11 protein-coding genes are annotated in these 12,459 nt (G+C 59.4%); 8 read left to right on the top strand and 3 right to left on the bottom strand.

The window, feature by feature from the left end:
• Positions 1-83: 83 nt before the first annotated feature.
• The 3 genes from VDP81_RS02035 (at position 84) to panD (ending at position 1,840) form a co-directional block, all read left to right on the top strand.
• A complete protein-coding gene (locus VDP81_RS02035; protein ID WP_322994657.1) occupies positions 84-563 on the top strand; it encodes a TM2 domain-containing protein in 480 nt (159 codons plus the stop codon).
• Positions 564-565: 2 nt separating this feature from the next.
• Positions 566-1,318: a lipoyl protein ligase domain-containing protein gene (locus tag VDP81_RS02040; RefSeq protein ID WP_323011396.1), complete on the top strand. Its 753-nt coding sequence runs from the start codon at positions 566-568 to the stop codon at positions 1,316-1,318.
• A gap of 108 nt (positions 1,319-1,426) precedes the next feature.
• Positions 1,427-1,840 carry an aspartate 1-decarboxylase gene (gene panD, locus VDP81_RS02045; protein ID WP_322994655.1) on the top strand — a complete coding sequence of 138 codons (414 nt, stop codon included), beginning with the start codon at positions 1,427-1,429 and terminating at the stop codon, positions 1,838-1,840.
• A 102-nt stretch (positions 1,841-1,942) separates the two neighbouring features.
• On the opposite strand, the gene VDP81_RS02050 is transcribed toward panD, so the two are convergent.
• Positions 1,943-4,219 carry a nitric-oxide reductase large subunit gene (locus VDP81_RS02050; protein ID WP_322994654.1) on the bottom strand — a complete coding sequence of 759 codons (2,277 nt, stop codon included), beginning with the start codon at positions 4,217-4,219 and terminating at the stop codon, positions 1,943-1,945.
• A 197-nt stretch (positions 4,220-4,416) separates the two neighbouring features.
• Between VDP81_RS02050 and norR the strand changes: the two genes are divergently transcribed.
• The 3 genes from norR to VDP81_RS02065 all read left to right on the top strand — a co-directional run bounded on the left by norR (position 4,417) and on the right by VDP81_RS02065 (position 8,301).
• A complete protein-coding gene (norR, locus tag VDP81_RS02055) occupies positions 4,417-6,021 on the top strand; it encodes a nitric oxide reductase transcriptional regulator NorR (protein ID WP_323011397.1) in 1,605 nt (534 codons plus the stop codon).
• A gap of 91 nt (positions 6,022-6,112) precedes the next feature.
• Positions 6,113-7,900 carry an ABC transporter ATP-binding protein/permease gene (locus VDP81_RS02060; protein WP_322994652.1) on the top strand — a complete coding sequence of 596 codons (1,788 nt, stop codon included), beginning with the start codon at positions 6,113-6,115 and terminating at the stop codon, positions 7,898-7,900.
• A 14-nt stretch (positions 7,901-7,914) separates the two neighbouring features.
• Positions 7,915-8,301 carry a SirB2 family protein gene (locus tag VDP81_RS02065; protein WP_322994651.1) on the top strand — a complete coding sequence of 129 codons (387 nt, stop codon included), beginning with the start codon at positions 7,915-7,917 and terminating at the stop codon, positions 8,299-8,301.
• Here VDP81_RS02065 and VDP81_RS02070 read toward each other — a convergent pair whose 3' ends face one another.
• Entirely contained in the window at positions 8,302-9,366 is a 1,065-nt protein-coding gene (locus VDP81_RS02070; protein ID WP_323011398.1) for a YeiH family protein, read from the bottom strand. It lies immediately after the preceding gene.
• Between the two features lie 93 nt (positions 9,367-9,459).
• On the opposite strand from VDP81_RS02070, the gene VDP81_RS02075 reads away from it, so the two are divergent.
• Positions 9,460-10,359, top strand: a complete 900-nt coding sequence (locus VDP81_RS02075) for a LysR substrate-binding domain-containing protein (RefSeq protein ID WP_323011399.1) — start codon at positions 9,460-9,462, stop codon at positions 10,357-10,359.
• Positions 10,346-11,530, top strand: a complete 1,185-nt coding sequence (locus VDP81_RS02080; RefSeq protein WP_322994648.1) for a patatin-like phospholipase family protein — start codon at positions 10,346-10,348, stop codon at positions 11,528-11,530. The genes VDP81_RS02075 and VDP81_RS02080 overlap by 14 nt, the downstream gene beginning before the upstream one ends.
• Before the next feature lie 6 nt (positions 11,531-11,536).
• On the opposite strand, the gene VDP81_RS02085 is transcribed toward VDP81_RS02080, so the two are convergent.
• Positions 11,537-12,454 (bottom strand): DMT family transporter, encoded by a 918-nt coding sequence (locus VDP81_RS02085; protein WP_322994647.1) that lies wholly within the window; start codon positions 12,452-12,454, stop codon positions 11,537-11,539.
• Positions 12,455-12,459: the final 5 nt, after the last annotated feature.

Below are 12,459 nucleotides of genomic sequence, written 5' to 3' on the forward strand. Positions count from 1 at the left end.
CTTGTGATCCATTTTTTAAGTAAGATCCCCTATTCCATATCGATATCCTGAGCACTCAGCAGGATCAAGCCTACCTATCGCCCATGCTCAATAAAATCATCCTGGTGCTGGCTGTATTCGTCGTCATACTGGTGGCGCTCAGTTTTGGCGAATTAGTCTTTGGGCAGGTTTTCGTCTGGATCTCCAGCCTGACTGGCGTGCTGGTCCGCAATGTCGACGAACTCTATGCGTTGACGGTCGCCTACCTGCAGTTTCATTCGGGCAAAGTCCTGCTGGCTGTGATGCTGACCGTACCAATCAGCTTGTGGATCCTCAGCTCGCATCGCGAATCCCTGGGACGCCCCACCACTCAGCGACGCATTGCCATCGTGCTGGCAGTTTTCCTGGGATGGCTGGGGGCGCATCGATTCTTTCTGGGTCAAATCGGCTGGGGTATCGGATTTTTGCTGATGTGCTGGATCTTCATGCCGCTGGCCGTGGTGCTGGGGCTGATCGACGCGATCCGCTACCTGTTCATGGATGATGAAACCTTTGCCGCCACACAGCAAGGCCATCGACCTTAACCATGCCACCCAAGCAATACCGCCTGCTGGACCTGGGGCCATCCCCGGCTGCAGGCCCCCTGGCCGATGAAAAGCTGCTGGACGAGGCACGCACAGGGCCAGTCGCCTGCCTTTGGCGGGCGGACCAGGGGCTGGTCGTCCCCCGCACCTATGCTGCCCGGCCTGGCTTTAGCGCTGCCCAAGCGGACTTTGCCAGCCAGGGCTGGCCCATCCATGTACGCCAATCGGGCGGCGGCGTGGTGCCCCAAGGCCCGGGGATCATCAACCTCAGCCTGGCCCAGCCATTCAGTGGCCGTCCGCTGGATCATGCCGATGCGTTTTATCAGCATCTGTGCGGGCTAATCGCCGCCAGCCTATTGTTTTTTGGGATAGAGGCCAGGGCACAGGCGGTAGAAGGCTCGTTTTGTGATGGTCGCTACAACCTGGCCGTGGGCCAGCCTGCCCGCAAGATTGCAGGGACTGCCCAATGGTGGCGACGCATCACCCCCACCCAAGACCACCCTGCCGCTTCGCAGGAAGATCATCCCACCCAACATATCGGGCTGGTGCATGCCCTGATCCTGGTGCAATGCGATATAGACCAAGCCACCCGCCAGGCCAATAGGCTGGAAGCCGCACTGGATAACCCCCGCCGCTACCGCAGCAGCAGCGCCATTTCTTTGGACCAATGCCTGAACCCGCCTGACAGGGCGGATTTCATCCATCAGCTTTGGCTTAGGCTGGAAAGCGAAATCTTGCGCTGTCCGGCGCTCTGAGCCGCCAACTATCCAGACAGTACACCCGCCAACAGGCCGGGCATAGCCCCAGGGTGACAAGTGCAGCGCTAGAATACGGCCTGCTCTCAACCATACTCTGAACTTATCATGCGAAAAATCGTTCGTGCCAAGCTACATGGCATCCGCGTTACCGGGGCGGATCTGGATTACCACGGTTCCATTACCCTAGACCCAGATCACTGTGAAGCAGCTGGCATCCTGCCCATGGAGTTCGTGGACATCTGGAATAAAAACTCCGGTGCCCGCATCAGCACCTACGTTATCTACGGTGAACGTGGCTCGCGCTGCTGCATCCTGAATGGTGCTGCCGCCCGCACCTGCCAACGCGGCGACGAGGTCATCATCGCCAACGCGGAATACGTGCAAAGCAGCGAACTGGAACAGATCAAGCCCGTCGTGCTGACCTTTCACCCAGACAACAGCATTCGCGAACACCTGGGCTACTCGGTGGGACGCGACGACCAAGGGCGACTGAGCTTCGAAATCGTGCAGCACAATTGAAAATAATAAAAAACCCGCCTCTCGTGAGGCGGGTGGGGATGCCTCTGAATACATTCAGGGGCTGATGCGGGGTCCGTTTCGGACCCCTTTGCAAAACAAGGTTCAGCTACGCTGAGCGGCCAGCGTGCCATCCACTGCCGGGACAGCCTTGCCATTGAACAGTGCCGTGACCACCTGCCACATGACACCCAGGCCACCGACGATGAAGACCACGTCCCCGAAGGTACGCGCCCAGCGCAGGGTCTGCATGATCTCTTGCTGCATGAAGGTCTCGCCGCGCGCCCACCAGGTACCCTGGGTGACGCTGGCATAGAACTGCATCACGCCAATCGGCAGCAGGCTCAGGACGATCATCATGACCAGGCCGATGTTCAGGCACCAGAAAGAGGTGTTCATCAGGCTATCGTTGAACTTCATGTTGGGACGCACATAGCGCAACACGAACAAGGTGAAGCCCAGCGCCAGGAAACCGTAGACACCGAACAGGGCAGCGTGAGCATGCACGGCCGTGGTGTTCAGCCCTTGGATGTAGTACAGCGCGACAGGCGGGTTGACCATGAAGCCAAACACCCCGGCCCCGAACATGTTCCAGAAAGCCACGCAGACAAAGAACTTCAGCGGCCAATGCAGGCTTTCCATCCAGGGCGCGCGCGACTTCAAGCGCCAGTTTTCCCAGGCTTCATAACCCAAGACCACCAGCGGCACGACTTCGAGCGCGCTGAATGTGGCGCCAATCGCCATGATGGGCGTGGTCGTGCCGGAAAAATACAGGTGGTGCATGGTGCCCGGCGTGCCCCCCAGCATGAACAGCACGGCGGCAGCCAGGCTGGCCGTGGTGGCGCCTTTCTTGGAGACCAGACCCATGGTGGTGAAGATAAAGGCCAGTGCGGCAGTGGCAAAGACCTCGAAGAAGCCTTCGACCCACAGGTGCACCACCCACCAACGCCAGTATTCCATGATGGTAATGTTCGTGCGGGGACCATAGAACAAGCCAGTGCCATAGAACAAGCCTATGCAGATCACCGAGGCACTGAACAAGGCCAGCAGGTTCTTGTCGCCTTTCTGGCGCAAAGCCGGCACAATACCGCGCAGCATCAGGACCAGCCAGAAGACGATGCCCAGGAATTTGCCGATCTGCCAAATACGGCCCAGCTCGACATATTCATAACCCTGATGACCCAGCCAGAAATTCCAGCTCTCGGGCATGATGTGGGCGATGGCAAAGAAATTACCGCCAAACGAACCCAGTACCACGATAATCAGCGCCCAGAACAGGACGTCGACGCCAAGCTTTTGGAATTTCGGGTCTTCGCCACCGTTCAGAATCGGCACCAGGAACAGGCCTGCGGCCAGGAATCCGGTTGCAATCCAGAACAATGCGGCTTGGACGTGCCAGGTACGCACCAGCGAGTACGGTAGCCATTCGGACACATTGACGCCGTAGAAGGTCTGCCCCTCGACGGTGTAGTGCGCGGTAAAGCCCCCGATGAAGACCTGAGCGACAAACAAAGCCACGACCAGAAACAGGTACTTACCCAAGGCATGCTGCGAAGGGGTAAGTTTCAGCAGAGAGATCGGGTCCTTGGCCGGGGCTTCAGGGTCCTCTTCTTCCTTGCGCATAAAGGCCCAGGCCCACACCAGCAAGCCCACCCCCGCAATCAGGAGGATCACGCTGACAATCGACCAGATAATGTTTTCAGCCGTTGGCACATTATCAATCAAGGGCTCGTGAGGCCAGTTATTGGTATAGGTGGCCACGCTGTCAGGACGCGTCGTAGAAGCGGCCCAAGACGTCCAGAAGAAGAAATTGGCCAGACGTTCACGCTGTTCGACCTTGGGCAAGGTCGCTTCCTTCATGGCAAAGGCCACACGGCTGGGACGCAGGGACGGGTCGTCGCCAAAGAGCTTGTCGTAGTACGACGCAGTCTGGTCAATGGCCTTGGCCCGGCGCTCTGACACCGTGGCGACACCGTTGGCCGGGTCATAGGTATTCTTGCGATATTCGGTCTTCAGTTGGCGTTCGAGGACAATCTGATTGTCTTCGTCCAACTGAGAAAAATTCAGACCGAAGCGTTCCTGTGCAGCCAGGTCCAACCAGGCGGTCAGCTCGCGGTGCAGCCAGTCGGCTGTCCAGTCGGGTGCCTGATAGGCGCCATGTCCCAAAATAGAGCCGACAGTCATGCCGCCCGCAGTTTGCCAAGCCTCCTGACCATCGAGGATTTGCTCCCCGGTCATCAGGATTTTGCCATTGGCCGTCACGACCTGATCCGGGATGGGAGGCGCCTGGTTATAAACCTCTTTCCCCATCCAGCCCAGGATGCCAAACGATACGACCAGAACACCGATCAGTGTCCACCATAACTTCTTATACTCACGCATCCTGCGCTCCTTCTTGCAGCAGTGTGGGATTCAACAGCGAGCATCAAGCGACGCCCCCAATTTGCACTTCATCATCCATCAAGCAATATCCATGCCAACTATCGCACCTAGGGATAACACTGATATAAATCAAAACAGGTGATTTTGACCCTGAGGTTTACGGTAAAAAACACCCTTCGATGGTATAAATCACCCTCATGGAAACAGAATTACTGAACGACTTGGCGACGGACCTGCCCGATGGCGTGCGTCTGCAAAGAGCAACCACCACGATCCGCGCAGCGTTTTCCTGCGATGCGGTCGGCTTGCTCATGCTCGATGACAACAATACATTGCACCTGGTGGCAGCATCCGGGCTGGCCCACGAGGCCTTGGGGCGGCGCTTCGTCGTGGGCCAACACCCGCGTTTCGCCACAATTCTGTCGCAGCGCGACCCCACTTGGTTCGATCCGGGCAGCGTGCTGCCCGACCCCTATGACGGCCTGCTGGACGACCGGAAAGGCTCGCCCCTGCCGGTACATGATTGCCTGGGCCTGGCGCTCTATCACCAAGACCGGCCCTGGGGCATCATGACCCTGGATGCTCTGACGACGGGCACCTTCGATGAAGCCGCCCGTCATAGGCTGCGCCGATTGGGCCTGATCTTGCAGGCGGCCGTGCGCGTCAGCAACCTGGAACGCGAAACCCGGCAACTGCGCCAACTGGGCAGTTCACAACAAGGCATAGAACGCATCGGCGAAGCCAGTGAAATCCTGGGGCACAGCGAAGCGATCCAGTCACTGCTGCACGAACTGGACCTGGTGGCGGATTCCGACCTGCCAATCTTGCTGCTGGGAGAAACCGGCGTCGGCAAAGAGCTGTTTGCCCGCCGATTGCACCGCCATTCCCGACGCAGCCAGCAAACCATGATTCAGGTCAACTGCGCCGCACTGCCTGAATCCCTGGCAGAAAGCGAACTGTTCGGCCACGTCAAAGGCGCTTTCTCAGGGGCCACCAGCGACCGGCCCGGGCGCTTTGAAGCCGCCCAGGGTGGCACACTGTTTCTGGACGAAGTCGGCGAACTGCCCCTCAGCCTCCAGGCCAAACTGCTGCGCGTCCTGCAAAACGGCGAAATTCAGCGACTGGGTACAGACCAAACGATCAAGACCGACGTACGCATCATCGCCGCCACCAATCGCGATCTGAAGGCCAACACCCAGGCGGGATTGTTTCGGGCAGACCTGTACCATCGTCTATCGGTCTACCCTATCCCGATTCCACCCTTGCGTGAACGCGGGCGCGACGTCCAGATCCTGGCGGGGCATTTTCTGGAATTCAACCGTGCCCGCCTGGGGCTGCGAGGCGTGCGCCTGTCCTATGCCGCAGAGCAGGCCCTGCAACAATACCCCTGGCCAGGCAATGTGCGCGAACTGGAACATGTCATCAGCCGCGCCGCCCTGAAGATGCTCAGCCGCGGCGCTTCACGCGATCAGGTCCTGACGATAGAAGCCGAACTGCTGGATCTGGACATCGTCCCGGCGATTGGCGAAAACCAGAGAGAGTCAGCCGCCAGCTTGGGCGCAGGTGGACTGCCCGCCGCCGCCGGGCAACCCTTGGGACTGGCCGATATTCCTTTGCTACGCACCACCGTGGACACATGCCAGCAACAGGCCATCCATCAGGCACTGATCGCCGCCGACGGCAACTGGGCCCAGGCCGCCAAGGCCCTGGGCCTGGATGCCAGCAACCTGCATAAGCTCGCCAAGCGTCTGGGCATGAAAAAAAGGATTGAAACCTTTTCGCCCGGCGCCCATCCAACCTAAAATCCATCGGCTGCAACATCAACCCGACCACGGCCCGAAAATCCATCGACACCATGGACTCCAGCCGGGCAATCAACAGGAAAAGAGACAAATGGCATGGCAGGACACCTTACTGGAGAGCGGCCTGTGGCTGCTCAAGGCCTATGTGCTGACCCTGCTGGCCGGGACGGCAGCGATCTGGTGCCTGCAGCGGTTCACCCGCTGGGGCAATCAATTCTGGCGCCTGACCGCCGCGTTTTTTTCACCGCGCCGCAATTGGCGACCCCTGGCAGGGGTCGCCCTGATTCTGCTGCTGACGTTGGGCGCCGTGCGCCTGGATGTGCTGTTTTCCAATTGGTACAACACCATGTACAGCGCCCTGCAGGAACTGAACGCCCCAGGGTTCTGGGCTGCCATGCTGCTGTTTGCGGGACTGGCCTCGGTGCATGTGGTGCGGTCTCTATTCGATTACTACGTGCAGCAGGCTTTTGTGGTGCACTGGCGTGAATGGCTGAACGAACGCTTGTTAAGCCGCTGGATGGAACAACAGGCCTATTATCGGTCGGCATCCCTTAGCCATCTGGCTGATAACCCGGACCAACGGATTCAGCAGGATATCACCAGTTTTGCCGATACCTCCATGACCCTGGCCGTGGGCCTGATCAACGCCGTGGTATCCACCATCGCCTTTACGCTGATCCTCTGGAACCTGTCGGGCCCCATGACGGTGCTGGATCACGAAATCCCCCGCGCCATGGTGTTTCTGGTTTTCATTTATGTGTTTCTGGCGACATTGCTGGCGATCAAGATCGGCAAACCACTGATCCGCCTGAATTTTCTGAATGAAAAACTGAACGCCGATTACCGCTATGCTCTGGTGCGCATCCGCGAATACGCCGAAAGCATTGCATTCTACCGAGGAGAGCGCGTCGAGGGTCGCACCCTGCGACACTGGTTTGCCCAGGTCATCGGCAACACCTGGGACATCATCCACCGCTCGCTTAAATTCCTGGGCTTCAATTTTGTCGTCACCCAGACCGCCGTCGTGTTTCCCTTCATCATCCAGGCCAGCCGATTTTTCTCCAAGCAAATCAGCCTGGGAGACCTGATCCAGACGGCTCAGGCCTTTGGCCAGCTACAGGCCAATCTGTCGTTCTTTCGTAATGTCTATGACAGCTTTGCCACCTACCGCGCGACCTTGGACCGTCTGACCGGCTTTGACGCCGCCGTGGATGCTGCCCGGCAAATGCAGCTGCCGCATACCCACCAGGACGGCAGCCGCCTGGCCCTGAAAAACGTCACCGTCTGCCGACCGGATGGCCATACCCTGCTGAAAGACCTGAATCTGGAAGTCCCGGCGGCTCAGGCCGTCCTGGTACGCGGGCCCTCGGGGGCTGGCAAGACCACGCTGCTGCGCATGATCGCCGGCATCTGGCCCTATGGCTCTGGTGAAATCATCCGGCCCGACACGGCCTCCTTGTTTCTGGCACAAAAACCTTATCTACCCATGGGCACCCTGCGCCAAGCCCTGCACTATCCCCAGCCGGTGGCCGCCGATCCGAGCAATCGGGATGAAGCCATTCTGGACCAGATACAGCTAGGCCATCTGCATGATCAGTTGGATGTAGAAGACGACTGGAGCCGGATTCTGTCGCTGGGCGAGCAGCAGCGCCTGGCCTTTGGCCGCCTGCTGATTGCACGCCCGGACGCAGCGTTTCTGGACGAAGCCACATCCGCCATGGATGAAGGCCTGGAAGACGCCATGTACCGCCTGTTGCGCACCCAGTTGCCAGACATGCGGATCGTCAGCGTAGGCCACCGCAGCACCCTGCGGCGTCACCACGACACAGAACTGGCGCTGCAAGGTCAAGATGGCGGCTGGCAACTTAATCCAATCTAATTACAATACCGTCCATGTCTGCATACTACTTCCCCATCAAACACCTGCATGTGACGGCGGTCGTCCTGAGCATCACGCTGTTCATTATCCGGGCCTATTGGTCCGTCACCGGATCTGCCTTGCTGCAGCATCGCTTGGTGCGCATCCTGCCGCATATCATCGACACCGTGCTGTTGACCTGCGGGCTGATTCTGGCCGCCATCATCGGCCCCAATCAGCCCTGGATTCTGACCAAGATCGTGCTGCTGATCGCCTATATCGGCGTCGGCACCATGGCCATCAAACGCGGTCGCACCGCCCAAGGCCGCCTGTTTGCCGCCCTGATCGCCGTGGCGATTTTCGCGTATATCGTGGGGGTCGCCATCACCAAGAACTCTGGCTCCTGGTTTTCGATGCTCTGATCAAAGGCTGTCCAGCAGCCATTGCATCGCCAGGCTGCTGGCGGCCACAGCCACCCAGACCCCCAGGCCCAACAGCAAGGGCCGCCATCCCGCCAAGGCCATGCGCCGCAGGTCCGAGGACAGGCCGATGGCAGTCAGCGCCATGATGATCAAAAACTGCGACGCCACCTGCAGCGGCTGAATCAGCACATCCGGCACCAATCCCAAAGTGCGCACTCCCGAGGCCACCAGAAACCAGAAAATGAACCAAGGGAAGATTTGGGCCAGCGATACCCGGGTCTCGGCATGACGGGCGCGCCAGGCCGTCCATAAGGCCAGCACGATGCACACCGGAATGATCAAGGTGGCCCGGGTGAGTTTGACGATGGTGGCGATGTCGCCTGCCGCCGTGCTGTAGCTGTAGCCGGCCGCCACGACGGACGAGGTATCGTTGATCGCAGTGCCCGCCCACAGGCCGAATCCGGCATCACTCAGCCCCATCCAGTGTCCCAGAAACGGAAACACCAATACCGCCACGATATTGAACAGAAAAATTGCGGAGATCGCCAATGCCGTATCGTGATCGTCCGGACGCACAATGGGGGCCACCGCCGCAATGGCCGAACCGCCGCAGATGGCAGTGCCGACACCGATCAGCGTACGCAGATGGCCTGTCATGCCCAGGCAGCGCCCCAGCCCCCAGGCAGCGGCAAATGCCGTCGCCAGCGTGACCAGCGTCACGGACAGGGACGAAGCACCAGTGTGCAGCACCTGCCCCAGGCTAAGCCCAAAACCCAGGCCGATGATGGACCACTTAAGCACCTGGCGGCTGCTGTAGCCAATGCCCGGCACAAAAACCGGCGAAACCCCCAGCACATTACGCCATAGCATGCCCAGCAAAATCCCCATGACCGGGCCACCCACCAGCGGAAACCACTGGCCCAGCTGCCAGGCCACCAAGCCCAGTCCGGCAGACAGCCCGACTCCATACCAGCGCGATGGCGCACGCGGGTGCTCTTGTGCAGGCACGCAAGCGCCCGCACCAGCGGCAGGCAAGGGACAGGGAACGGCGGAGATCGGCAGCATGGAAGCAAGGACAACATGAGATGGCACACCGCATTCTAGTGAAACCAATACAATAAATAAATTCAGTAATCATGACTGATGGTATAAATAATAATGATCGGACTAAGCCTGCGTCAGTTGGAAGTCTTCGATGCCGTCGCGACCGCGGGCAGCGTGCGGCGCGCAGCCGAACAGCTGCACCTGACCCAGCCAGCAGTCAGCATGGCGCTGGGCGAGCTGGAACGTCAACTAGGCAGCACCCTGTTCGACCGTGAGCGGGGCCGTCTGCACCTGAACACACAGGGAACAGAACAACTGCCCCTGGCCAGGGAAATCCTGGAACGCCTGCGAGACATGCAACGGCGCCGCCCAGATGCCCACGGCAAACTCAGCGGCGCCCTGCGGATCGGGGCCAGCAATACCGTCGGCAATTACCTGGTGGGGGAACTTCTGGGTCCAATGGTGGCCCAACACCCCATGGTTGCCCTACACTTGACTGTCGATAACACCCGCACCGTGGTTGATCGCTTGCTGGGCCACGCCATTGATCTTGCCTGTGTAGAAGGCCCGGTACACCACGCCCAACTGGACACATTACCCTGGCGCAGCGATGCGCTGGTGGTCTGTGCTGCGCCATCCCACCCCCTGGCCAGCACCGCGCGACTACAGCCACAGCACTTCGCCGATGCCCACTGGATTCTGCGCGAACGCGGATCAGCCACCCGCAGCCTGACCGAACAAGCCCTGAGCGCCCTGCCGCCTGGCCGCATCCTGCTGGAACTGGGGCAGATCGAAGCCATCAAACAAGCCGTGATTGCTGGCCTGGGCATTGCATGCCTGCCCTATGCCGCCACCCTGGATGCGGTGGCCACAGGCCGGCTGCTTGTACTGCGCACCCCCTTTTTGAACCTGGAGCGGCGACTATCCATTGTGCTGCACCGCAGCCGTTATCGCGGTACGCTGATCGCAGCCTTTCTACATTCCCTGGAGACCGAACATCATGCCCAAGACTGAATCACGTCCACTGGCTGTCCACGAGGCCTACAAAACCCGCGCTCTGGTCCTGCAGGGTGGCGGCGCACTGGGGGCCTACCAGGCCGGCGTTTATCAGGGCCTGAACGAGGCTGGCATTCAACTGACCGATCTGGCGGGCATATCGATTGGCGCCCTGAACGTCGCCATTATTGCCGGCAATCCCATTGAGACGCGGGTAGAACGCCTGCAGCAGTTCTGGAATACCATCTGCCAGCCTTATATAGGTCCAGGGGCCAATCCGCTGATCGAACAGAGTCTTTTCCAGATCAATGACCTGGCACGCCAGTTTCTGGGGGCGGCGCATGCAGGCAGCGCCTTGTTCGTTGGCCAGAAAGGTTTTTTTCATCCCCGCTTCCCTCCTGCCGCCATGGTGGCGACACTAGACCCGTCCTGCGTTGGTCACTATGACACCCGCCCTCTGAAGGAAACCCTGGAATCACTATGCGATTTCGACCGTATCAACGAGGGCGGACTGCACGTATCCGTAGGGGCGGTCAATGTCCGCACCGGAAACTTCACCTATTTTGATAATCGAAAAACCCGCCTGACACCAGAACACTTCATGGCATCCGGCGCCTTGCCGCCTGCTTTTCCCGCTATTGAAATCGACGGCGAATACTATTGGGATGGGGGCCTGGTGTCCAACACGCCTTTGGCCAAGGTTTTGCAACAACGCCCCGAACACGACACCCTGGTGTTCCAGGTGGATTTATGGTCGGCACGCGGACCCGTGCCGCGCAGCCTGAGCGAAGTCGGCGATCGGATTCAGGACATCCGCTATTCCAGCCGGACCCGTTTCGTGACCGATGAAATGCGCGCCCACCGCAAGATGCAGCGCCTGCTGCGCGAGGTGCTGGATCAAGTACCCGCCGAACTACGTGATAGCCACCCAGCCTGCAAGCAGGCAGCCGAACTGGCCTGCGAGGCACGCAGCAACATCATCCACCTGATTTACCGACACAAGGCCTACGAGCAGCATTTCCGCGATTTTCAGTTCGGACCAGCCACGATGCGCGAGCATTGGGCAGCCGGGCTGCAGGACATCTCCAATACCTTGGCACACCCGCATTATCTGGCCATGCCCGACAACGTGGCGGGGTTTGTGACACACGACGTGCATCGCGACGAAATCGAGGGAAAAATGGAATGACAAGTCTTATGCAGATTTAGGACGGCGGCCCAGGACGACAGCGGCGGCCGCCACCAATATGGTGCCCACCACCTGCAATACCGTAATGGGTTCGCCCAAAAAAGCCCAGGCCAGAAACAGAATCGACACCGGCCCCAACAATCCCAACTGAGCTGTCAAGGGGGCGCCGATCCGCGCGACAGACCACATGATCATGAAGGTCGGCAGGACCGTATTCACAGTCGCATGGATTAACGACAAGCCATAAACAGGCCAGGTCTGCACCAGCCCTGCCACCCCCTTGACCAGGAAAAAATGCACCATGGTGACGCCCGCAGACACGGTCATTGCATACGCGGTCAGGCGGGTCGCCGTGACACGCTCGATGATCTCACCGGAACCAATCAAATACATGGCATAAGAAAGCGCCGCGCCCAGGACAAAGGCGGAACCCAGAATGACGTGCTCTCCTGCCACGGAAAGATCATCCCAAAACACCAGCGCCACGCCGCCATAGGCCAAAGCCATGGCCCGCCATTGCCGCGAAGAAATCGGTTTTTTCAAAAACCAGGCAGAGATCAACAGGACAAACGTCGGGGCCAGAAACAGAATCAGGCGTTCCAACCCGGCCGTGATATATTGCAGCCCCAAAAAGTCCAGAAAGCTGGACAGGTAGTAGCCAATAAAACCCAGCACAGCAATCCGCAAGGCATCCCCTGCCCCCAATCTGGCAATCAGGCCCTTGCGGGCACGCTGCGCCTGGAACCAGGCCACCACCAGGAAGAACGGCAGTGCCAGCAGCATGCGAAACCCAATCACGTCCAGGGCATCGACCCCCTGCAAATACAGCAGCTTGGCAACGATGGCCTTGGCGGAAAACAGCACGGCACCCAATCCGGCCAGCACGAAACCCACCCAAAAAAGGCGGCGCGAAAGGTCTGCCATTATTT

This window comes from Castellaniella sp. (assembly GCF_034675845.1).
GTDB lineage: Bacteria > Pseudomonadota > Gammaproteobacteria > Burkholderiales > Burkholderiaceae_B > Castellaniella.

Excerpts from the sequence above, each read along its gene's own strand:
- VDP81_RS02050 (WP_322994654.1), bottom strand. The coding sequence starts at position 4,219 with ATGCGTGAGTATAAGAAGTTATGGTGGACACTGATCGGTGTTCTGGTC.
- VDP81_RS02075 (WP_323011399.1), top strand. The coding sequence starts at position 9,460 with ATGATCGGACTAAGCCTGCGTCAGTTGGAAGTCTTCGATGCCGTCGCG.
- VDP81_RS02080 (WP_322994648.1), top strand. The coding sequence starts at position 10,346 with ATGCCCAAGACTGAATCACGTCCACTGGCTGTCCACGAGGCCTACAAA.
- VDP81_RS02085 (WP_322994647.1), bottom strand. The coding sequence starts at position 12,454 with ATGGCAGACCTTTCGCGCCGCCTTTTTTGGGTGGGTTTCGTGCTGGCC.
- norR (WP_323011397.1), top strand. The coding sequence starts at position 4,417 with ATGGAAACAGAATTACTGAACGACTTGGCGACGGACCTGCCCGATGGC.
- VDP81_RS02065 (WP_322994651.1), top strand. The coding sequence starts at position 7,915 with ATGTCTGCATACTACTTCCCCATCAAACACCTGCATGTGACGGCGGTC.
- VDP81_RS02060 (WP_322994652.1), top strand. The coding sequence starts at position 6,113 with ATGGCATGGCAGGACACCTTACTGGAGAGCGGCCTGTGGCTGCTCAAG.
- panD (WP_322994655.1), top strand. The coding sequence starts at position 1,427 with ATGCGAAAAATCGTTCGTGCCAAGCTACATGGCATCCGCGTTACCGGG.
- VDP81_RS02035 (WP_322994657.1), top strand. The coding sequence starts at position 84 with ATGCTCAATAAAATCATCCTGGTGCTGGCTGTATTCGTCGTCATACTG.
- VDP81_RS02040 (WP_323011396.1), top strand. The coding sequence starts at position 566 with ATGCCACCCAAGCAATACCGCCTGCTGGACCTGGGGCCATCCCCGGCT.
- VDP81_RS02070 (WP_323011398.1), bottom strand. The coding sequence starts at position 9,366 with ATGCTGCCGATCTCCGCCGTTCCCTGTCCCTTGCCTGCCGCTGGTGCG.